Source organism: Flavobacterium johnsoniae UW101, from assembly GCF_000016645.1.
GTDB lineage: Bacteria > Bacteroidota > Bacteroidia > Flavobacteriales > Flavobacteriaceae > Flavobacterium > Flavobacterium johnsoniae.
Genome location: NC_009441.1, coordinates 3,152,563 through 3,174,579 on the forward strand (window position 1 = coordinate 3,152,563; position 22,017 = coordinate 3,174,579).

A 22,017-nucleotide genomic window follows, 5' to 3' on the forward strand; every position below is an offset into this window, starting at 1 on the left:
TAAATCTTCTTTCCAACCTAACCCTAAGTTTATTTTCTAACCGCTGCGACTTTCAGATCTATCTGTCTGGCCGCACTATAAATTTAAAAGTTATGCCGCAAAAGCAGAATTGGGAGAAAATTATTTATCTGGCTGAAGATGACGAAGATGACAGACTGCTGTTTGCTGATGCTGTCGAAGAATTAAACCTGCCCATTTTGGTAGTGCAGACGGCAGACGGCTGCGAACTGCTGGAAACCCTTGAAAAGGCGACGCATCTTCCTGAAACGATATTTCTGGATATCAATATGCCCCGAAAAAACGGATTTGAATGCCTTAAAGAAATTCGAAACGGCGGCAGCGATTTCAAAAATATAAAGATTATCATGCTGTCCACCAGCAGCAGTGCGATGCATATCCGGACCGCCTATAATCTCGGGGCGGATTATTATGCCGTAAAACCGCCTACCTTTATGGAATTGAAAGATCTTTTAATAGGGATTTTGGACAGGGACCTAAAAAGCTTAAGAAAAGAGATGGAAAAAAAACTGCCCGCCTGCTAAAGATAAAAATAATGATGAGGATCTGAATGCTTGCGGATCTTTAATCAGACAAGATCTTACAGGACGGGGCTTTATTTTTCAGGGACAGTTTCTTTTTCAGGGCTCCCTTGACTGGGCATGGTGCGTTTGATGTGCAGGTAAAAATCCTTGAGATGCCACCAGGCCGGGCATCTCTCTACAGGACCGTTGAAATTGCGGATGCCGATGTAGCAGCTCTTCAAAAAAAGCTGCGTATCTGTAATTTTTGCCCAAGGCTTCCATTCCACCTCAAGGGGAGGAGGAAACGCTTCAAAATGTCTTTTATATCTTCGTAATTCATGCTGCAAAAATAATCCAAAACCATATATCAGACAAGGCCGGCATTGCTTTTACAGCCCGCCGGGCTTCTGTTTTCGATCAGGGTTTTCACTATTCTGGAGCCCAGCTGTTTGCCCGTATTTGACCTGTACTTTTTTGCCAGAATGATTTGGTTTTATATCGTTAAGGCCAAAGCGTGCTGCCTTTTTTTTTAAAGGACGTATAAATACCATTTGTACGCCGCCAGATCCGGAGAATGATTAAATCAAATTGTCAAAAGAATGGGCTTAAGCCTTAAAAAGCTGTAATTCTAAAAGGATATGCTGTAAGTGATCTGCCTTAGGTTTTGGTAAATTTGCTATATACTGGTAAAGGTAAACAGCAATTTAATCAGTCAGAAAAAAAACAGGGGACCGGCGGGGTTCGTCTGAAGGTTCTGTACAATGATTTAGTTAGTTACCGCATATCATTTCAGGCACCCGCCGGCTGCCAGAAAGCTCCTTTAATTTTGAGGGGCTTTTTTTGTCGGCGGACGTGCGCTGTAAACTTTATGCGCATCAAAGAAAAAACTGCAATTCTTTCATTTTTTTACTTTAGTATTGTATTTATTTCAAGTGCAATTATTGGATTATCAGTGATTTAGTACTGTGTATTTTGTAAGAGCTGTATTTTAATTTTATAACGCAGCGGGGAAAAGCTCTGTTAAATTTGAAGTTTATACAAATAAAATTTAATTATTATGAAAACAGCATACTCATCCACCGTTCCTAAGGAATTAAGCAGCGGCCTGATCATTTTTGCAGGAGTTGCGCTTTTCTTTTTACTCATGGAGTTTTTGAATCTCTCCCATGTATTTTATCTGCGTTTATTAAATGTGTTTTTTATATTTTACGGCGTAAACAGGATTTTAAACATTAACCTTGCCCAAGGACAGAACAATTTTCTTTTTAATGCGGTATCAGCCATGATTACTTCGTTTATAGGCGTAGTGCTTAGTCTTGCTGCACTTATGATCTACAGTTATGCCCGGGGAGGTGACCATTACGTTGAATCCTTGTCCTAGACCTTTATGTTCGGAGCGGAACCTTCGGTTCCCATCTATATCCTTTGTCTTTTATTTGAAGGAAGCGCCTCGTGCATTGTGGTGACACTTGTTCTGATGCTCTGCAGAAACAGCAGGTTTAGAGCCGATTAAATATTTTGTTTTCAATTTGCGGCCTTTCATTGTAACAAGGATCTTTTTCTGCACATACGGAAGGATTTAATTTGTTGATTTTTAATTATGTAAGCATTCTGTCAAAAAAAATAGGGCTTTCTTTACCAGCTGGCTATTTTATAAAACAGGAATGCAGGATGTTCCAATTATGAAAAACCTGATTTTAAAGCTGTAAGCTTTTTAAATCATGGGGCAGTATTTTTACGTTTTATTTAAAAATTATAAAATCACAGCGTAATGAAACTATTTAAAAGCAATAAAAAGCACATCATCGAGCGTGCACAGCAATCACAGAAGAGAAAAGGAGCTATAATAAATGCAATGGTCATCTCAATAGTATTCTTTATTGCCGTGCTGCTGGTTTCAGTAATAGTGTAACGGCGGTCTATTTAAAAAAAACATGCTGATTTTTAGATTTTACCATACAGTTTTGTAATAAAACACTGAAATTATGTAAGAATATAAGCAGGTTTTCTTCTAACTTGGGATTTCAAACTAAAAAAATATATTGTTATGAAAATCAATTTTAAATCTGGGTTTGCAGTTCTGCTGGTGCTTGCAGGGCTTTCCATTTCGTGTAAAAAAAATGAGACAGTTCCTGCTGAAACCAATGATACTTATGCAGACAGCTCTGCTGTTGTGGCTGATACCATCAGTACGGTTCCAGCCGATACTGTTGGGACCGATACCTCTAAAACCATGACTCCGCCGCCAGCAAAGTAGGTTCTTAATTAAAATAAATGGTGATTATTAATTCGAAAAGCCTGCAGAAATTATATTTCTGCAGGCTTTTTAATTTTTTCCTGTTAGCCATTGCCTTGTAAATATTTGTATAAGTTTCTAACCTAAGCTTTTTAGCAATTGATTTTCCTGGATTCCTATTTTATGGAAAGGCAATGCGCCACGATTTGGCCACTAAACTTAGACCGGTGAAATATCTTTAAAAGCCGCCTTAACTTTTTGTGGCAAAATTGAAGGCAACTCCAAATCTCGAAATATTCGAAACCATATTTATTTAAACTTGATTTTGCCAAATTTAAGATTTCAAAAAGAATGTGCCAAGGTGATTGGGGGAAATTATTGAGAACGGATTAAAAAACTGTATCTGTATCCATGAAATATATATTTACGGATCTTTATCAAAAGCTTGAATAAATGCGTTTCTATTAAATGATCTGCAGGTGCGGACGGATCTGCATCGTAACGATATCGCATCTTTTTGGCTGCGAGAGACAAAACAAAGTGCTCATTGCAATATCGTAAGCTTCCAGCATCTCCAGTTTCTCAACTTTCTCGTGCTGCACTTTCTTCGGATCGGTCTGCATGTCGCTTGTTACAGCGCCCGGCTCAATAAGGGAAACCTTGATCCCAAGAGGATTTAGTTCCTTGCGCAGGGAGGTGCTGAATCCACGTATGGCTGTTTTTGTGGCTACATAAATAGTACTTTCCGGTGTGTGGCTTTCGGCGCTCATAGACCCAATATTGATGATATGTCCTGATTTCTGCTTTTTCATTCGTACAGCAGCTGCCTGGGCAAAGGCAAGATAACCGGTAATGTTTGTATCGATAACATATTTGTAATCCTCATAAGCTTCCTCTATGAGTCCCGGGGCTGCCACGGCTGCATTATTGATAAGGATGTCAATTCCACCTAGCTCAGTATCTGCTATTGCCAGTATTTTATCAATATCCTCCTTTTTGGTAACATCGGCCGGAGTACCGTAAAGCTCGCTGTCCGGAAACTGCTTTTTTATATCTGCCACGGCTTTTTCGAAATCTTTTTGATCCCTTCCAAAAATAAGTACCCGCCCGCCAAGAGAAATCAGAACATCGGCAATTGCTTTTCCTATTCCGGTTGTTCCCCCAGTTATAACTATTTTTTTATCCTTAATATTCTGCCCAAAGTAATTTGTTAATTTTTCCATTATATGTTTTATAAAGTGATTATTATCTATTATGTCCGGCATAGCAAAAAGTTTTGTGCCGGGAATACTACGGTCGATGAGATGAAAATTGGTCCGCACATCTTGTATTCTCTATGTATGATATCCTATACATCCGCATTTATAAAAGAAACTTAATTGCGATCATTCTTTTTTGTTGACCCTTATGTTCATCTTTCACCTTCTGTGCCTTTAAAGTGCAGGAGAAAAAATTACCACTGAATTTTAACAGTACCCTGACCTGAAATTTTATACTCGTGTATATTCGCATTTGCTGTAAAAGGTTTCTGTGTTTGCTTATCCTGCAAGACTTTCATTTTAATGCTGCTGTTTTTAATTTTTATAATTTTCAAATTGCAGTTCAAGTCTTTATTACCATCTAATTTTATGCTGACTGTATTTCCTCTTTTACTTTGGTGAATAATGGGATAATCAACAAAAAGTAAAAACTCATCACCGATTTTGATGTACTGCCTTGGCACGACACCAAAGGCCATTCCTGCGCCATAGACTTCCTGGCCTACTTGGCCGCTTTTCTCCCAGCCGTTATATAAATCCTCAAGTGGAATCCACAGATCAGCCTGAACTTCTCCGGTTTTAACTTTTTCAGAAATCATATCTAGAGGAAGCATTGCTGGATAATAATAGGCAATCCTGCCGACAGCATATTTTATAAACTCGGGAATTAGGGTCCTCAGCGCCGGAAGAATCTCAACATCTTCTGCCTGAACTATATATTCTGACAAGGCAGCATAGACTTCCATCTCCTCATAAGCGGCGATATAAGGCGCATCATTTAAGGGAAAAATGGAGAAGAAATTGGTATAATTTTTACCAAATCCGTACCTGCAGTCATAAAGCTGAATGTTTTTAAATAAGCCTGTCAGGCAGGTGTAACTTAAATCGAGGTAAAGTTTTTTATTGGTAATTTTGAATAATTCCAATAAAGCGCCGGCTGCAAAAGCAGTGTTATTGGCCTGATATAGAATATTTAATCCGAGGCCTTCCAGTTTTTTTGCCGCTTTTTCTGCTTCGTGCAGGTAACGTTTTTCTTTGGTTAATTTAAAAAGCAGGAGCATTAAATGCGCATATGCCCCCGGCACATCCCTTTCCCCGCCAGCGCCAGGTGCTGTTTCTTTTTTGATTACCTCAAGGGTTTCCATGTTATAAAATACAGGCCACTCATAATTAAAATGGTGTGCCGTTCTTATAGCATATTCTATCGAGTCAAGCACTAGTTTCTCTGCAGTTTTATCGCCCCGTAAAGCAAGTCGCGCAAGATTCATCAGCGGATGATGCAGATACCAGGAATCCATCACCATTTCTGTTTTCTGCTCCTCGGACTCGTCCAGTTTGTCGACCATCGAAGGAAGCCAGCGGTTAATGCAGTTTATTTTTTCATCATAAAATGCAGGTAATCCTTTAGTTAAATCTTCACAGATAGGCTGTTTTTCGCCGCTCCATTTTTCATATTCCTTAAAAGGAGCCAGTACAGCAAGCTGCACCATACTTTCAGGCGGGGTTTCGTAGTCGCATAAGTAGGCATTTAAATACGGCAGGCCTTGCTTTTGCGTCCAGGAACCTTTATTATTCTTTAAATCTGAAACTACTTTCTGAGCGATTTCCGGCCAATTGTGATATTCAATTCGCGGCTGTTCAAGCAATTTATATATCGTGACCAGGTTATTTAAAAAGTGCTCGCAGATTATTGTTGTTTGTTCAAATATTTCATTATGAAGAACGACATAGGCATTCGAGATAGTGAATGCTTTTCCCGCCGGAAGAGGCAGTTTGTCAGTTGTTGGGAGCTGAAACCCGATTTCGGGCCAGCTTCCCCCGACCGTATTTTTTGATTCCGTTTCCGTAGCTTCACAATATTCGGATAAGGAGGTAAGGTTTTGAAAATAAAAAAACGAACCTGTCTGCGGTTTTGTAATGCTCGCAAAAAGAAGTCCTGAACGGGATCCGAACTGTTCCATGTGAATTGTTCCTGCAGTATTGGCAATATTCCCGCTTTGCGTCAGCGGAATTATATCTCGCGGCCAAAATGGCATTAGAAGAGGGACATTAGCTGTAAAGGACGTGGTGTAATGTAAAACAGGTACTTCTGCAGAGGTAAAATCAACACGAACTTCATAAGTGCCAAGTCTGGAATTGAGTACTACGATAATAGTATCCTGGTCTTCAAAAAGATTGGTAACTTCAAAACAGCTGTTCATAGCAAATGCGGCGCGAAAGGCTATTTTTCCATTATCGGGCATAACGACAACAATCCAGAGCGAATCGCCCGTATTGTAAAATTGATAAGTGTATGAAAGAATTTTTTTCTCCCAAAGGATTTCACTATTTTCAATATCTGCCTGAGCAGTTGCGCTCCATGGTGTAACTGTATGCATTTTAATCATTTTTAGTTTATAAAAAGTGATATCCAGTGAATAGGGAATGACAGATTCAGCCTGCATTCAGAAGCACATCAAAATTATTCTCAGTTAAATAGAACAAAACCAGTCGCCGCCGCTCCTATAGAGAGCAGAAGAAAATAAGTTAATAGGCCGTAATTTCTAAAAAAGGCATCCATCATCCGATTGGTTTTTATCAAATTTCGGCATAACGCTCATTTTTCTTCTTACATAATTTGTACTAGTTTTTACAAGATTTTCCAATGCCAGAGAATTAGTCATAGTAAATGATTACTCTCCTGAAATGGCTTTGGGCCAAAGCTGAGCTCCAGAAAAAGAACTGAGACAGTAAATAAAAATTTTGTACAAGCAATTTGTAAGGATACTATGCCTATCCGGATTTCTTGCGCGTGCCAATCGCGGCCCTCTAGGCTGATTCATTATTACAAAATTGTCTGCAGGTAACTGTACATACATGATGCGGAGCGGGAACATACCTGCACAACAGTGTTTTATCTGTAAGAATTTAAACTTATCCTGTAAAATTAATCTCTTAAATTATAGTTACTTAGCTTTCTATTAATTTTAAAAAGGACATCATGAAAGCAGCAGTTATTCACGGACCTGGTTCGGTTAAATATGATACGGTAGAAGATCCAAAAATCATAGCACAAGATGATATTATTCTAAAAGTTACTTCCACGGCAATATGCGGATCGGATCTGCATATTTATTCGGGTGCCATGCCAACAACTCCTATGGTGCTTGGCCATGAGTTTATGGGAATCGTGGAGGAAACAGGCTCGGCTGTCACCCATCTGAAAAGAGGGGACCGCGTTGTGGTTCCTTTCCCAATTGCCTGCGGGAATTGTTTTTTCTGCAATCACGATGTTCCGGGCAACTGTGAGCACAGCAATCCCGAACATTACGGTCCTGAGGGTGGAATTGTCACAGAGAAAGGCGGGGCACTTTTCGGTTATACAGACCTCTATGGCGGGTATGACGGAGGTCAAGCACAGTATGTGCGCGTACCATATGCCAATTACGGACCCAGGGTTGTTCCCGAAGACCTAAGTGATGAGCAGCTTCTTTTTTTAACCGATATTTTCCCAACAGGGTATACCGGGGTTGACTGGGGGGAAGTCAAGGGCGGCGAAACCGTAGCGATATTTGGTTCCGGACCTGTTGGTATCATGGCTGCTAAAAGCGCCTGGCTTAGAGGCGCGGCGCAGGTAATTGTGGTTGATACACTTCAGTTTAGACTCGATAAAGCTAAAGCTACAGCGGGCTGTACCACAATTCTATGGGAGGATGGGCCTAAAGACGTTGTTGAACAGATACGTTCTCTTACAAACGGCCGCGGTGCTGATGTCTGCATTGACGCCGTTGGATTTGAACCGGACCGTAATTTAGGTGACCGTATTAAGGCTACCATCAATTTCGAAAAAGGATCAACAAAAGTTTTAGAAGCCTGCATGAGCGCCGTAAGGAGAAGCGGAATTGTTTCTGTTTTGGGTGTTTATCCTGTCAACTATGATAATTTTCCCATAGGACAGTTTTTTGATAAAGGGATAATCCTAAAAGGAGGGCAGGCTCCAGCGCACAAACACATTGATAAACTTTTAGAATATGTGGTTCAGGGAAAGGTAAAGCTTGATGACATTATAACGCACAGACTGCCGTTGAGTGAGATTTCACATGCTTACGATATTTTCAAAAAACGTGAAGACGGATGTGTAAAAGTAGTACTTGATCCGTGGAAATAGAAATAATTCTTCAACGCGTCATGCTTATTATATTTTAAAACCGATTGCGTTAAATATAATTATCGCTCTGGTTATTAATTGTTTAAAGTACTAAATCTGTAAATACTTCATTTAATGATATAACGATCTCAACTTCTAAGATATTAACTTTGAGGTTATTGAAACTAAAATAGTACATTATGAAAACAATATTAAAAACTTCATTCCTTACACTGATTTTTGCCCTGGTGCTATCTTGTAAAAACAATCAGAATTCCAGCACAGATCCATACGCAGATGAAACAGATTCAACACAGGCAGCTGTTGACAGCATTGGAGCTGACTCGGATACGACCCGTACAAGTACAAGTACAAATGGAACAACCGGTGCTACCGGCGAGGGTTCGACTGGTTCTGGTTCGGATGGAACTACGCAAAAAGGGACTACAACCATAAACAAAGATTCGACATCTAACAGTAAAGGCAGTAACTAGCTGCCAAGGTTGATTATTTATATTTCTTTTTAAACCTGCATCCTGTTTGGATGCAGGTTTTTTTGTGTGCATATTCATCTATCTTTTGGAAGTTAAACGTTTAAAAAGACCGTGCATCCTTGGTGCCTGCTGCCACATTTTATGCTTCTTACAGTTTTTCTCACACATAGTAAGCGCGACGGCGGTTTCCAGCAAACTGGTTCTTCCGAATACTAGCAGCCTTTAGTGTTTTTAAGTGTAATAGATTCGAATAATTATTGGCAGCTTTTGTTTCCGATGTATTAGTTCGCATCTGTAACCTGCTGATTTATATTGCTATGAGGTTTGAATACTGTAAGATATAACGGATCATTATGTAAGGCTCTCTGTTGATGGCTTTGTACATTTGGATATAATATTAAATTAAAAAATTATGGCAACTACAGCAAAAAAAACTACGGCGGATAAAGCAAAAAGTACGGCATCCAAAAGTACGGCATCCAAAAGTACTGCATCAAGAAATACTGCATCAAGAAATACTGCAAAAACAGCATCTAAGAGCGCAGACCGAAAAGTAAAAGCAAAATCGACTGCTGCCGATGGACTAAGAGAACTATTTGTAGATTCATTGAAAGATATTTACTGGGCAGAAAAAGCCCTGACTAAAGCATTGCCAAAAATGGCTAAGAACTCGACTTCCGAGAACCTGATAACTGCTATCAACGATCATCTTAGCGTTACAGAGGAACAGGTTAAGAGACTGGAGCAGGTTTTTTCTTTAATTGGCGAGAAGGCTGCGGCCAAGAAATGCGACGCAATGGAAGGACTTATCAAGGAAGGAGAAAGCATTATGGAAGAAACCGAAGCAGGACCTGTTCGTGACGCAGGAATCATAGCAGCGTCTCAGAAAATAGAGCATTACGAGATTGCAACATACGGTACATTGGCAGCTTTTGCTACTACACTTGGCGAAGATGATGCGGTACTGCTGCTGGAGAAAACATTGGCGGAGGAAAAAGAAGCAGATACACTGCTTACCGAGGCAGCCTATAATACCATCAATTTTGATGCAAACGAGGAAGATTAGGCCCAGGTATAATATCACTAATGACGATAATATAAAAGTTGGCCTGTACTGTGAGTACGGGCCTTTTCTATAAGCGTTACTAGTATGCAGATTACCTGAAGTTCAGATTAGGTGTTGCAGTCCGGTTAATAAATACAAAGACAGTACCTCGCAGGTTATATAATCTACAGTTCATCGAAAGGAAGGTGAAATTTACAGTCAGGCCTGCAGTCAGCCTATATTATTTGTATTAAAAATTTATAAGAGATAGCCAGCTGATTCAAGTTTTGGAGTACTAATTTTTTTCATATATGATATTATACTTATTTTATTATGCAACATTTAAAAATTACAAGAATAAATGAAAGATTTATTAGAAAAATTTGAAAACGATTTGAAAATACATCTCGAAAGTACTTTTGCTTCGTCCAATTAGGAAGATTCGATCAGAAAATTGCACGAAACAGAGAAGACTGTCTTTGATTACGTCGACAATTACCTTTTGGAATCTTCCCTTATCGCAAAAGATGTAGAAAGATCTGCATAGCTGGTTTTGGACGAATTTGCTAAATCAAAGATTAAATACATCCAATAACCGACGAGTAAATTTAGTTTATAAAAATTTTCGTCCTCTCTCACTATCTAGTACTGCCAGTCAGGACTCAATTCTGCCTGCCAGACCCATTTTACCCATTCCAGTCCTAATTGAATTTTCCCATCTGCTGTAAATCCTATAAGTATTAGAGCATATCTTGTAATTGATTACAATTTATTGATAATACTTTTGGATACGCAAATCCAGATCAATATTCTCATTTTAAAGTATTTGATCAGCTATTAAGAACTAATTAATTTACGCTATATGAAAACGAAATACCAATTTACTGCATTTCTATGTGTGATGGGGCTGCTTTCCTACGGCCAGAAAGGCATACCTCCTAAAGAAGATACCAAGAAAGTGACCATTACCAATTTCCCTACCCATCTTGAGTACAGTTCCTCACTCTCATCGAGCCTTAAAACGGCAAATGGATGGCAGGCGACCCCTGCCGCGATGGGACTTGGAAAACCAAGGATGCTGTACATCGGCAAAAAAGGCCAGCTCTATGTTACAAGACGCGATGCGGGAGATGTGCTGATGCTGACCGATACCAACAACGACGGCAGGTTTGACGATATGACCCGTGTAGCTGATTTTCCAGGAGTACATGGCATTACGGCCAAAGATGATTTTATGTACCTGTGCAATAACAACAAAGTACTTAGATATGCATTAAATGCTGATGGAACTTTGGGCAAGGCCGCCGATACGCTGATTAAAGATCTGCCGAGCGGCGGGCAGCATGCGAACCGCACGATGGATTTCGGGCCTGACGGCAAATTGTATATCTCAGTGGGAAGCGTCTGCAACGACTGTAAGGAAAGCGATAAGGAAACTGCCGCCATGCTGCAGGTGGATCCGCAGACTTGGAAAAGAACGCTTTATGCGTCAGGGCTTCGAAATACCATCGGTTTTGACTGGCAGCCTCAGACCAAAGAAATGTGGGGTGTGGACAACGGCGGAGACACTAAAGGAGACGACTGGCCTCCCGAAGAATTAAATAAGATTATTATGGGAGGCAATTACGGATTTCCTTTCGCCTACGGCAAGAAGGAAGTGGACCAGAGCAGGGAAGACCCTGTGGGCAATACCAAGGAGGGCTGGGTCAAACCAACTCAGGCATCTATACTGGATTTCCCGGCGCACAGCGCCCCTATTGCTTTTGCATTTTTCGACAGCGGTAAAAATAAAGGAGATGCACTGGTGTGCTGGCACGGCTCATGGAACAGGCAAAATCCGAGCGGTTACAAAGTGGAACGCATCAAATTTGACAGCAAGGGCAATCCCACAGGGTCTGAAGATTTCTTAACGGGATTTTTAATCGGCAGCGAACGGTTCGGCAGACCCGCAGGACTGGCGGTCGGTTCTGATGTGGTTTATATATCAGATGATGCAAATGGTATTATTTACGCACTCAAACAAAAATAAAGATGAAAAAATATATTATACTACTGTTAGCTGCCCAGTTAACGTGGGCTCAGCAGCCAACAAAACGCATTGAATTTGAAGCGCCTGAAAGTTATCCCGAGGGAGTGGCTTTCGATAAGGCTGCCAATGTGTTTTATGTATCCTCGGCAAGATTGGGTACCGTTGGAAAAGTTACCAAAGAGGGCAGGTATTCGGAATTATATGCCGATAAAACCCTTAAATCAACCTACGGGCTGAAGGTGCATCCCGACGGAAAAAGGCTTTTTGTCTGTGCAGGCGATGCCAACTATAGCAAATTCAGCACGCCTGATACCAAAAAGAAAATGGCAAGGCTTCTTATACTTGACCTTAAAACAGGTAAGAAATTAAATGATATTGATCTGGCCGGCCTTATTGCTGGAGAACATTTTCCTAATGACCTGGCTTTTGACCAAGCAGGGAATGCTTATATCACGGATAGTTATGCATACGCTGTGTATAAAGTGGATGCAAAAGGAACAGCGTCAGTATTCAGCACAAACGAACTGCTTAAAACAGCAGGAGTCGGACCCAATGGAATTGTTTATCATCCGGAAGGTTTTCTGCTGGCAGCAAACAATGGGAAAGGAGCACTTATAAAATTGCCGATTTCAAATCCCAATAGCGGGACAAAGGTAAAAATAGAGCAGTTCTTTCCAAGCGCAGACGGTATGCTTTTAAATGACAATTCCACTTTGACACTAGTGCAGAATGGAGGAGTAAACAAAATATTCAAGATTAAAAGCACCGATAATTGGACTAATGCAGAGGTTTCGGAGTCCACTTCAGTGGAGGACCGGTTTGCCTTTCCGTCGACAGCGGCTATTTCGGGCAGTGAGACCTGGATCATGAATGCGAACTTCAGCGAGCTTACGGAAGGAAATAATGTTCCATCGAAAAAATTCTCGCTGCAGCAGGCTGTATTTAATCCTGTGAAAAAATAAAAGATTAAAAAAACAATAACATACCATACATGATAGAGTATATTCCTTATAGTGATTCGATCGAAGTTATACAGCCCGATGAGCTTGAAATAAGCCGGAAGATCGTGGATTCGATGGCAAGGGTTAACCGCCTGATGTACGAGAAATACCGACATGCCATACGCGATGCGCATGCCAAAAGCCATGCTGTATTGAAAGGCGAGCTTAAGGTATATGATAACCTGCCCGAACATCTGGCACAGGGGTTGTTTGCAAAGGCCAGAACCTATCCTGTTATTGTGCGTTTATCAACGGCGCAGGGCTCCATCGTACCCGATAAAATGTCAGCATTCAGGGGTATGGCCATAAAAGTAATCGGAGTGGAAGGAGAAAAGCTGCTGCCAGAACTCTCAGACGCTGTGACCCAGGACTTTCTTATGGTAAATTATCCTGTCATTCCAACCGGAACGATAAAGGAATACCTCAAGATGCAGGAGGGGCTGGAAAAGCAGGCCGACAGCGGGGAGCTCTTTCAGGAAATCGCGCAGAAGGCCGCTGTCGGGGTGCAGAATGTACTTGCCGCAGTAGGTCTTGCTGATGATACCAATCAATTGAGCGCACCGGGACCGCATATCCTTGGGGATACTTATTTCAGTATGGCAGCGCTGCGTTTTGGGGATTATGTAGCCAAAATAAATGTAAAGCCGCTTTCGGATAATGTAAAGGAATTAGCGGGGAAGAAAATTGATAAGGATATTATCGACGAAGATGAGCACGCTTTTTTAACAAAAATTGTTGCTGATTTTTTCCAGTCTGCTACAGCGGAATATGAAATCGGCGCACAGCTCTGCACCGATTTAGAACTGATGCCGGTGGAAGACGGATCCGTGCAGTGGCCCGAGGACCAGAGTCCTTATCAGCCTGTTGGTAAAATTACTTTTCATCCGCAGCAAACTTTCAGTCCCGAGCGCCGTGTGTATGCAGACGACACGTTGAGTTTTAATCCGTTTCACTGCCTGGCTGATCACCGCCCGCTGGGCAATATTATGCGCGTGAGACAACTGGCCTATGAAACTTCAAGCCGCTACAGGCACCATATGAATGCTAAGGCAAGGATAGAACCAGTCAGCATTGACCAGCTGCCAGATTAATTGCCGCCCCGTAAAATAATAGATTAAAAAAGCCTGCGAGATGATTGCATCACGCAGGCTTATATACTTTGGTCATCCTCGGAAAAAGTAATATCTTTAATCCTCATCATCTTCATCGGCCTCAGATTCATCTAAAGTTCTTCTGTCGGCATCGTCATGATCCAGTTCGGTAGGCTGGTGGTCGGCAGACCTTTCGTCCTTATAATGCTGGTTCACGCCCGGATCGGTATGTTCCATGGTTTCGGACTGGATGGATTCTTCCCCCATATGATACAGACTGTCGTCCTGACGGTAAGTATCGTAGTTTTCTTGTGGTATCATAATGTTAAAATTAGATAGTTAATAAATGCTGCTTTATCTGCAGTCTTTTCTTTTCTTGTAATTTAAAGAGCAGTAAAGTTACCGTAGAAAGCCGGACTATATTACAGTCTGTATCTGTTTAATTACATTATTTTCAGATTATTATTGATTTTTACTGTCAGCCAATTAAATGCAAAGGTCATTCTTGTGCGCACTGTAGCAGGCATCATGATGGGCAAAGGACGTATTACAAGGATGCAGACTCAGAAACTGTTATAAGGCGGCTGAGAGCTGCCAAGCTTTCCTGCAGTCATTAATTTTTTGAAACAGCAAGTGAGTCGTTTTTGATTATATAATTTTCTTTGCGGTTCGAGGCATCATTTTCATCTTCGCATAGCGCTTCACAGCTGATGTGCAGCGCCGCCATTAAAATCGATAGTATCACAACTTTGGAAAATAGTGCTTTCATAAATATTTGTTTTTTGGTTAGCTTAAAATGTACTTGACTCAATAAAAATAATGTACGCTCAAAATCCTGTTCTTACATTTTTTTTGCCCTTTGTTATATAATTTTAAGCAGCTAGGATGTATGTGATAATTCAGCAGTATAGGCTGATTGGCAATCGGCAGATTATTAAATAGAGGGAGTACCCGGCTGTCTGATGCGGTTATAAAAAGAAATCATATAAAAAAACCGTTATTCGTAACGGTTTTTTTTTAAGGAAAAAATGTAAGTGTATTAAAATTTTCGCTGCGATGGTCTGTAATTGTGGACTGAACCATTAGCTGTTTCATCTCGGACGCGTTCATCTTCTTTAAGTTCTTGATTGCCAAGCTCCCCAATTTCAAATTCCTTGTTTACGGGATTATCGTGATCGGGTTCAATGGTTTCAAAGCCGCTGTTTTGAGTTTCATCACTCTGGAGCGCGTCAATGTCAGTTTCAAAACCTTCAGAAGGATCATTATTTATAAGATTCTCTTCAATATCCTTCTCGGTTATATCTTTGGATTCGCTGCCCGTTTCATTATCAAGATTTTCTGAATCGTATGGATTACTGTCTTTATCACTGTCCTGCACGTCTGAATTGCGGACTTTTAATTTCTGCTGCTCCGCGTCTGAAGGTTTTTGTTGATCGGAACCGCTGCCGATCTCTTCCGTGCTCAGATCATCTCCATAATCGGGTTCGGCATTCTCTGTAAACGGGTGGGCGGCAGGGGAGGCAGTTTTCAGCTGTCCCTGCTTGCCTGATGCTGTATTTTGGAAATTTTTGTCATCCTGACGCTGGTTTCCCTTTGTATCTGTTTTCATCACATTATATTTTAAATTTATTTCTTGCTGTCGTCTGCCGCTACGGGATTGCCCCGCAGAGAGGATCGTTGCGGCCGTGTAATTCTTTCTTAGCAAAATTATAGCGGAGAGGTACAATTTTCTTTACAGAATAATGAATTCCAGTTATAAAATAGCTATCAGACAAGCAGGCAGATCCAATATCATACGGGTATATGCTTCAAATACTGATATGCAGCATAGCTGCTGCATCAAGCTGTTTTGCTGCAAACAATAATTCTCTCGAAAAGAACATTTGTCACAGGGAAAATCATCCAGCGGAATGTTGCCGCAGCGCAGGGAATGATAGGCGTGGCAGTTGAGAAACATGATTTATTTTTTGCGTTTTAAAATTTCGTCTTTATTGTTAGGTTTGAAAGAGACGCATGCGCATCTCCTCACGGCGTCAAATCCGTAGTGGGTTTTCATCCTGTCCATTGCCTGATAGAGCGAAAGCATTTCTTCAGTATCGTTGAACAGGACAATCTGATAGGTTTCCCTGAACAGTCCGCTGAGTACAACTGTGTAATTGATGTGGGTATACAGTTTCGAACCTAAGCTCCTTAGGCCTTGATTTTACTATGCTTATCGTTTCCTAAAACTGCAAGTGCCACGATTTTGCCACAAAATTTAAATTACTAAACATTTAAAAACGGTTCTAGTTTTTGCACCCAAAAAATAGCAGCTGCGTTTTTAAACAAGAAAATAAATGATGCTTTTCTGGTTTCTATTTTTTTTAGGGATGTAGTTTATACAGCCGTATTCATTTAAATCCTTTATGCGCCTGTGATACTTGACAGGACCGGTTGTATTACTTTAGGTTTAATGTTGTTTTTCAGGAGCTTTTTCCCGCTATCCGCTCTAATCTTCTGCGCCGAACCCCGGCGCAGAAGGATTTCCGCTTCTATCGGGGCTGTGGGAAGCAGGTCGCTTTTTGGAGAACTGCACATCCGGTACTGTCTTTAATTGACCTCTTTTGGCTGGTTATGAATTATTATAAGCCGGACTTTCACTTTTCACATGATTTTTCAAACCATCTAAGCAGTCGATGTTTTACATCTAAATGATAAACAAATTCTTTATGTCTGTCTATTTAACTATTCAGAATTCTCAAACTGCATTTTTAGATTATTTATAATTGATAATAAACTTAAAATGGACTGCATAGTTGTAACCTTATTTTGTTTTTATCTGTTTTATAAAACAATTTTTATTTCGATTCCATAAAAATGAAAATTTCTTCTGTCTCTTTCATAAGTAAAAAGCTAAGTATTAATACCCATTTTTTTACTTTAATTTTATGATTTGTTTTCTTAAAGTTTTGATCTTTAGGTTTTTGTGTTCTGCGTTTTTTCACAGTTGAACAAATAAATATCATGTTAAAAAAAAGGATAATATTTTAGTGGATGTTCCTTATAAATTTGCCTGTAAAATTTATATAATGATGATCCTAATGCTTATGAAAAAAAACTACCTCTTATTTTTTATTTTATTGTCGTTTTTAACTTACTCACAAGATATTCTTTGGGAAAAGTCTTATGGCGGCATTCATGCAGATTACCTTTTTGATGCACAGCCTACAGCCGACTATGGGTTTATTCTGGCTGGCAGCTCCCTTTCTAACAAAACCGGAAATAAAGACGAAGATAATCATGGAGATCTTGATTATTGGATCTGGAAAATGAATGAAAAAGGAGAACTCGACTGGCAGAAAAGTATTGGAGGAAATGGATTTGATCTTCTTCAAAGTATAAAAGGAACCAGAGACGGAGGTTTTATTCTGGCAGGAACTTCAAGTTCAGGAAACAGTTTTCAGAAAAAAGACAATTGTAAAGGCCTTACTGATTTTTGGGTTATCAAACTAGACGCTTCCGGTGAAGAGCAATGGCAGAGAACTATTGGCGGTGATGGTCAGGATGAACTTTTATGTGCTTTCCAGACCAAAGACGGCGGTTATATTTTAGGCGGCTCATCGAGCTCAAGCCCTTCTTCTGTTACAAATATTAAGGCAGAAGGAAAAATGGACGCTTTTCCTCAAACAGATTTATACAGCAAATCAGAAAAAAGCCGTGGTAATATGGATTACTGGATCGTAAAACTCGATAAAGAAGGAGTTATCGAGTGGCAGAAAACTTACGGTGGTAAATATGCTGATGTATTAAGAAGCATGGAACAAACAGCTGATAACGGCTATATTTTGGCAGGATATTCAAATTCACCTGTTTCAGGAGATAAAGCTGACGCTAATAAGGGAGTGGGTGATTACTGGATTATTAAAATAGATGACTCAGGTGCTGTTCAATGGCAGTCATCGTATGGAGGAGATGGCGATGACCAGCCTTATGTAATTCATCAAACGGCAGATGGCGGCTATATTCTGGGAGGCAATTCCAACAGTACAAATCCTTTGACCACCCTTGGAGGAATCGTAAGTAATGGAACTGATTTTTGGATTTTGAGACTAGACCACGAAGGAGGAGTTGTATGGAGTAAAACTTATGATTTTGGAAAAGTAGATATTTTAACTTCCCTTGTAGAAAATAATGATAACACTTATTTAATTGGAGGTTACGCAAAATCTGAAGCTAAGCAGTCTTTGCTTGGAGATGCCGCTAAAAAAGCCGGGACTGGAAAGGATAAGGAAGGAATTAATGATTATATCGCATTAAAGATAGATGAAAAAGGAGAAGAATTATGGAAGAAAACCGTTGGGAGTGCCGGAGAAGATATTCTGCGAAAACTTATAGAAACCAGAGACGGAGGCTATTTAATGGCGGGAACATCAAATTCAGGTTCTTCAAAAGATAAAAAATCAACCATAGGAGGAAATGATTTTTGGGTTGTGAAGCTGAAAGATAAGGCTAAAGTTGAAAAAGTAAAAGCAAGTATTGAGGCTATTCCAAATCCTGCTGTTACTTACACCAACGTAATTATAGGCTATGATTTTACAGAAGGAACAGCTTCGGTCATTGATATTTTAGGCAGGATTTTACAACAGTTCAGTATCAACAGCAGAACCGTTCCTGTTGACTTAAGTCATTATGCAGAGGGAATTTATATCATTAAAATTAAGACTGATGTAAAAACAGAGTCAGTTAAAGTAATTAAAACCGTACGATAGAAAATGTTTAAAATAAACTACAATTTAAAAGGCTTAATTAGTATTTTTCTTTTTATGCTGATGTCCACGCTTACTTATGGGCAGACAGAAAATGATCCAAGTAAATTCGTTCCTAATATTATACCGCCTTCACCAACAGCTTACGGATTAGGAACATATGGCAACACACCTGTTGGGTTGTTCACAGGTTCTCAAAACATTAATATTCCAATTTATACTTATAAAACAGCAAATTTAGAAGTGCCTGTCAGCATGTTTTATAGTTCGAATGGCGTTAAGGTTGACGAAATATCATCAAACATCGGGCAAAGCTGGAATTTAAGTTTTGGAGGAGTTATAACAAGAATAGTAAGAGATAAGCCGGATGAAGAGAGAGGAGAATATCCTATTCCGATCTCAATGACAGAAGAGATGGGCCGATATTCGCCGCAAGCTCTTGAATTTTATCAATATATTGGAGAAAATGATGTAGATACAGAAGCCGATCTTTTTAGTTTTAATTTTGGAAAGTATTCAGGCAAATTTGTATTTGACAATGATGGAGGTATAGTTTTAATGCCTGCTCAGGATTTTCAAATAAATTGTACTGTTTCTTCTGACGGTTTTGATTTTGTAATAACCACACCTGATGGGGTGAAGTACTTTTTTAATGATAAGGAAATTACTTCTCAAAGAGTTGTTGGATCAGGACATTCTATTCCCATTACGACTATATCATCGTGGTATTTAAGCAAAATTGTTCATCCAAAAGGTGACGTGATTCAGTTTTTTTATAACAGCGAAGTTTCTAATTACATAACTTCAAAATCGCAGACTTTCAGAATGTTATCCCCAAGAATACAATATGATCAAGGTGGCAGTCTTGAAAATTTTTCACCTTCATTAAGCTCAGTTTGTGATCATACAATTACTTTAAATGGAAAATCAATAAAATCGATAAAAAGCACCAACCCAGAATATGGAGAGATTTCATTTACATATCTTTCTTCTGCAAGTGCTGATGTTACATCTGGAAATCGAAAAATCGAAAAAATAATTGTAAAAGATAAAACAGCAAAAGAAATTGAAAATGTAGGTTTTACATACACTACTACAACAAATAAAAGGGTTTTTCTTGATAAGATCCAATTTAAAGATATTAATCAAAACTATCAATTCGAATATGAGGATAGAAATAATCTGCCTCAAAGATTATCATACAGCCAGGATCATTGGGGATATTTTAATGGAAAAAGTAATTTAAACTTAGTTCCTAAAGGTATTACTCTCTACGAATTTAGTAATGTAAATTATAATGGAGCAGACAAAGAACCTGATTCAGATTATGCAGTAAAAGGACTGCTGAAAAAAATTACTTATCCAACAAAAGGCTATACTATTTTTGATTATGAGGCTAATACATATTATGGAACTAAGCTGGTTTATCCTCCTAAAACTTATAAAAGTTTAAATGTTGTTACTACAGAACAAACTTATAGTGCCGTTAAAACAACTAGTTTTATAAACCCTACTCCTCAAGACATTTCATTAGTAGGCGGAGTAAGCTTTAACTGCTTAGACGCAAACTTAAATGTTGGCAAAAATCAAGCATATATAAGTGTTTATGACAACACAACAAACAAATATATTCCACTAAAAAGATCAGACAATGAAAGTGTTGTCAGCAATGGTAATATGTATACAATAAGACCAAATACAGAGCCGGAGGCAAAAAATCTTTTTTTTACTGCAGAACTAAATCACGAATATAAACTGACTTTAGAGGCTGATTTCACATGTACATCATCTACTTTAAATTTTAATTACTACCCAACACCTCCAGTTGAATTAGCGTCAAATATTAAAACAGGAGGAATAAGAGTGGCACAGACTTTAGATTATTCTTTAAATAAACCCGAGCCTGTAGTTAAAAAATTTCTTTATGCGAAAAAAGATGACCTAAGCAAATCAAGCGGGAACAAAGGACAAGACCCTTATTATATTGATCGTTTTAGAGTCGATCGAATTATGGAATCTCCAGTAGCAGGGATTTATGGAGTCGTTACCAGTAAAACGTTAGTGAATCTTTCTTCCAGTAGTCTTGTTTCTCTATTTGATACAGGAAATTCAAATGTTTTTTATCAATATGTCACTATTTCGTATGGGAATAATTTCTTAAATGGAGGTGAAGAGCACGAATTTATTGTACATCGTGATGCTCCTGATGGATTTGTGTTTGGAAATTATGAAGTTAGAAATGCACCTCTAAGTAATTTGGGCTGGGATAATGGTTTATTAAAAAAAATCGATTATTTCAATAAAGAGCTAAAGACAATAAAAGAGACAATTAATATTTATGAAGAAAGATATGAGTTTAGAAAAGAAGTAAGATCGTTTAGTTCAAGGAAAAATTATGAAAAGATTGCTTCTGCATCGGTTAATTATGTGTGTACTCAAGCGGATTTATCAAAGAGGACCAAATATATATCATGTGTTGCTGTGCATAAACATGTTTATTCTGACAATCTTGTAGACAACTTAATTAAAGGTAAAAGCTATTATACCTGTATTGCTCCCGGTAATGATAATAAAACAACTTTTATTGAACATCCTTGTTATGGAGTACAATTGCCAAAAACAATTTCAAACCTGGAAAATATTGATAACCTAAGTATTGTATCTTATAAAAATATAGGTTTTTGGTATTACTTAAAATCAAGTCAGGACATTACTTATGATGTTAGTGGATCAAATCCTATTTGTAATACTGCAATTTACAATTACAATGGCATTAATCATGTGCAATTGTCATCACAAACTAAAACTAATTCTAAAAAAGAAACAATAACTACTAAATATTTTAATGCAAAAGATGCCGAAATGTCTGGAAAACCATTTGCAGCAGAATTGGCTGAAAAAAATATTCTTTCCCCGCTAAACACACAGACATTTACAGGAAATAATAAATTATCAGAACAGTTAATAACTTACAATAATTTATTATTGCCAAATGCTGTGTATTCTGCTAAGTTTCCTAATGCAAATAGTAATATCACAGGTATAGGAAATCTCGAGAAAAAGATTGTTTTTAATCAATATGATGATAGAGGTAATATACTCCAATATACACTAGACGGCGGTGTTCCAACGGCAATTATATGGGGGTACAATAAAACACAGCCAATTGCTAAAATAGAAAATGCTTCTTATAGTGATGTGCAGAATTATGTTTCAAATCTCCAGACTAAATCTGATACGGGAACTGAAATTGACCTTCTTAGTAATTTAAATAGTTTGAGAAATGCTTTATCAAATGCCATGGTAACAACTTACACCTATTTGCCTATGATTGGAATTAGTACAGTTACAGATCCAAAAGGAAACACAACAACTTATTCTTATGACGAATTTAATCGTTTAAAAACTATTAAAGACGCACAGGGGCATGTAGTGTCTGAAAATCGATATCATTTTAAAAACTAATTAGT

General features: G+C 38.8%; 17 protein-coding genes and 1 pseudogene. 12 read left to right on the forward strand and 6 right to left on the reverse strand.

The annotated features are described in order from the left end of the window. Positions 1-92: 92 nt before the first annotated feature. On the forward strand, positions 93-542 hold the full coding sequence (locus tag FJOH_RS26550; protein WP_044048314.1) for a response regulator: 450 nt from the start codon (positions 93-95) through the stop codon (positions 540-542). Between the two features lie 71 nt (positions 543-613). On the opposite strand, the gene FJOH_RS13760 is transcribed toward FJOH_RS26550, so the two are convergent. Further along, positions 614-868 (reverse strand): DUF6965 family protein, encoded by a 255-nt coding sequence (locus FJOH_RS13760; RefSeq protein ID WP_012024716.1) that lies wholly within the window; start codon positions 866-868, stop codon positions 614-616. A 710-nt stretch (positions 869-1,578) separates the two neighbouring features. On the opposite strand from FJOH_RS13760, the gene FJOH_RS13765 reads away from it, so the two are divergent. Both FJOH_RS13765 and FJOH_RS13770 read left to right on the forward strand, forming a co-directional pair. Next, positions 1,579-1,902 carry a hypothetical protein gene (locus tag FJOH_RS13765; RefSeq protein WP_012024717.1) on the forward strand — a complete coding sequence of 108 codons (324 nt, stop codon included), beginning with the start codon at positions 1,579-1,581 and terminating at the stop codon, positions 1,900-1,902. A gap of 666 nt (positions 1,903-2,568) precedes the next feature. Beyond that, the gene (locus FJOH_RS13770; RefSeq protein WP_044047735.1) at positions 2,569-2,778 is read left to right on the forward strand and encodes a hypothetical protein; all 210 of its coding nucleotides are present in this window, start codon (positions 2,569-2,571) and stop codon (positions 2,776-2,778) included. A gap of 443 nt (positions 2,779-3,221) precedes the next feature. Here FJOH_RS13770 and FJOH_RS13775 read toward each other — a convergent pair whose 3' ends face one another. Together FJOH_RS13775 and FJOH_RS13780 are read right to left on the reverse strand one after the other, a co-directional pair. Next, positions 3,222-4,022 carry an SDR family oxidoreductase gene (locus FJOH_RS13775; RefSeq protein WP_012024718.1) on the reverse strand — a complete coding sequence of 267 codons (801 nt, stop codon included), beginning with the start codon at positions 4,020-4,022 and terminating at the stop codon, positions 3,222-3,224. A gap of 188 nt (positions 4,023-4,210) precedes the next feature. Next, complete coding sequence (locus FJOH_RS13780; RefSeq protein WP_044048315.1) at positions 4,211-6,394, reverse strand: hypothetical protein; 2,184 nt, start codon at positions 6,392-6,394, stop codon at positions 4,211-4,213. Positions 6,395-6,996: 602 nt separating this feature from the next. On the opposite strand from FJOH_RS13780, the pseudogene FJOH_RS27230 reads away from it, so the two are divergent. The 7 genes and pseudogenes from FJOH_RS27230 to FJOH_RS13810 all read left to right on the forward strand — a co-directional run. Then, positions 6,997-7,380 (forward strand): annotated as a pseudogene (locus tag FJOH_RS27230) (alcohol dehydrogenase catalytic domain-containing protein); the annotation flags it as partial. A gap of 39 nt (positions 7,381-7,419) precedes the next feature. Further along, positions 7,420-8,163 carry a zinc-binding dehydrogenase gene (locus FJOH_RS27235; RefSeq protein ID WP_238381504.1) on the forward strand — a complete coding sequence of 248 codons (744 nt, stop codon included), beginning with the start codon at positions 7,420-7,422 and terminating at the stop codon, positions 8,161-8,163. Between the two features lie 179 nt (positions 8,164-8,342). Beyond that, the gene (locus FJOH_RS13790; RefSeq protein WP_012024721.1) at positions 8,343-8,636 is read left to right on the forward strand and encodes a hypothetical protein; all 294 of its coding nucleotides are present in this window, start codon (positions 8,343-8,345) and stop codon (positions 8,634-8,636) included. A 412-nt stretch (positions 8,637-9,048) separates the two neighbouring features. Continuing rightward, on the forward strand, positions 9,049-9,702 hold the full coding sequence (locus FJOH_RS13795; protein WP_012024722.1) for a YciE/YciF ferroxidase family protein: 654 nt from the start codon (positions 9,049-9,051) through the stop codon (positions 9,700-9,702). Positions 9,703-10,543: 841 nt separating this feature from the next. Further along, the gene (locus tag FJOH_RS13800) at positions 10,544-11,710 is read left to right on the forward strand and encodes a PQQ-dependent sugar dehydrogenase (protein WP_012024723.1); all 1,167 of its coding nucleotides are present in this window, start codon (positions 10,544-10,546) and stop codon (positions 11,708-11,710) included. Positions 11,711-11,712: 2 nt separating this feature from the next. Further along, complete coding sequence (locus FJOH_RS13805) at positions 11,713-12,672, forward strand: beta-propeller domain-containing protein (protein WP_012024724.1); 960 nt, start codon at positions 11,713-11,715, stop codon at positions 12,670-12,672. A gap of 29 nt (positions 12,673-12,701) precedes the next feature. Then, on the forward strand, positions 12,702-13,802 hold the full coding sequence (locus tag FJOH_RS13810; RefSeq protein ID WP_012024725.1) for a catalase family protein: 1,101 nt from the start codon (positions 12,702-12,704) through the stop codon (positions 13,800-13,802). A 96-nt stretch (positions 13,803-13,898) separates the two neighbouring features. Here FJOH_RS13810 and FJOH_RS13815 read toward each other — a convergent pair whose 3' ends face one another. From FJOH_RS13815 to FJOH_RS13820, 3 genes are all read right to left on the reverse strand, one after another. Continuing rightward, a complete protein-coding gene (locus FJOH_RS13815) occupies positions 13,899-14,123 on the reverse strand; it encodes a hypothetical protein (RefSeq protein ID WP_012024726.1) in 225 nt (74 codons plus the stop codon). Between the two features lie 292 nt (positions 14,124-14,415). Further along, positions 14,416-14,571 carry a hypothetical protein gene (locus FJOH_RS26990; protein WP_159436648.1) on the reverse strand — a complete coding sequence of 52 codons (156 nt, stop codon included), beginning with the start codon at positions 14,569-14,571 and terminating at the stop codon, positions 14,416-14,418. Positions 14,572-14,841: 270 nt separating this feature from the next. Continuing rightward, positions 14,842-15,411, reverse strand: coding sequence for a hypothetical protein (locus FJOH_RS13820; protein WP_012024727.1), 570 nt, complete (start codon positions 15,409-15,411; stop codon positions 14,842-14,844). A gap of 1,477 nt (positions 15,412-16,888) precedes the next feature. Here FJOH_RS13820 and FJOH_RS13825 point away from each other — a divergent pair. Both FJOH_RS13825 and FJOH_RS13830 read left to right on the forward strand, forming a co-directional pair. Beyond that, positions 16,889-18,550, forward strand: a complete 1,662-nt coding sequence (locus FJOH_RS13825; RefSeq protein ID WP_044047738.1) for a T9SS type A sorting domain-containing protein — start codon at positions 16,889-16,891, stop codon at positions 18,548-18,550. Positions 18,551-18,553: 3 nt separating this feature from the next. Next, positions 18,554-22,012 carry an RHS repeat domain-containing protein gene (locus FJOH_RS13830; protein WP_012024729.1) on the forward strand — a complete coding sequence of 1,153 codons (3,459 nt, stop codon included), beginning with the start codon at positions 18,554-18,556 and terminating at the stop codon, positions 22,010-22,012. Positions 22,013-22,017 lie beyond the last annotated feature (5 nt).

Bases quoted from the DNA above. Each gene is read 5' to 3' on its own strand.
- FJOH_RS13815 (WP_012024726.1), bottom strand. From the start codon at position 14,123: ATGATACCACAAGAAAACTACGATACTTACCGTCAGGACGACAGTCTG.
- FJOH_RS13830 (WP_012024729.1), top strand. From the start codon at position 18,554: ATGTTTAAAATAAACTACAATTTAAAAGGCTTAATTAGTATTTTTCTT.
- FJOH_RS13825 (WP_044047738.1), top strand. From the start codon at position 16,889: ATGAAAAAAAACTACCTCTTATTTTTTATTTTATTGTCGTTTTTAACT.
- FJOH_RS13805 (WP_012024724.1), top strand. From the start codon at position 11,713: ATGAAAAAATATATTATACTACTGTTAGCTGCCCAGTTAACGTGGGCT.
- FJOH_RS13810 (WP_012024725.1), top strand. From the start codon at position 12,702: ATGATAGAGTATATTCCTTATAGTGATTCGATCGAAGTTATACAGCCC.
- FJOH_RS13765 (WP_012024717.1), top strand. From the start codon at position 1,579: ATGAAAACAGCATACTCATCCACCGTTCCTAAGGAATTAAGCAGCGGC.
- FJOH_RS13800 (WP_012024723.1), top strand. From the start codon at position 10,544: ATGAAAACGAAATACCAATTTACTGCATTTCTATGTGTGATGGGGCTG.
- FJOH_RS13780 (WP_044048315.1), bottom strand. From the start codon at position 6,394: ATGCATACAGTTACACCATGGAGCGCAACTGCTCAGGCAGATATTGAA.
- FJOH_RS13775 (WP_012024718.1), bottom strand. From the start codon at position 4,022: ATGCCGGACATAATAGATAATAATCACTTTATAAAACATATAATGGAA.
- FJOH_RS26550 (WP_044048314.1), top strand. From the start codon at position 93: ATGCCGCAAAAGCAGAATTGGGAGAAAATTATTTATCTGGCTGAAGAT.
- FJOH_RS13795 (WP_012024722.1), top strand. From the start codon at position 9,049: ATGGCAACTACAGCAAAAAAAACTACGGCGGATAAAGCAAAAAGTACG.
- FJOH_RS13820 (WP_012024727.1), bottom strand. From the start codon at position 15,411: ATGAAAACAGATACAAAGGGAAACCAGCGTCAGGATGACAAAAATTTC.
- FJOH_RS13770 (WP_044047735.1), top strand. From the start codon at position 2,569: ATGAAAATCAATTTTAAATCTGGGTTTGCAGTTCTGCTGGTGCTTGCA.
- FJOH_RS13790 (WP_012024721.1), top strand. From the start codon at position 8,343: ATGAAAACAATATTAAAAACTTCATTCCTTACACTGATTTTTGCCCTG.
- FJOH_RS26990 (WP_159436648.1), bottom strand. From the start codon at position 14,571: ATGAAAGCACTATTTTCCAAAGTTGTGATACTATCGATTTTAATGGCG.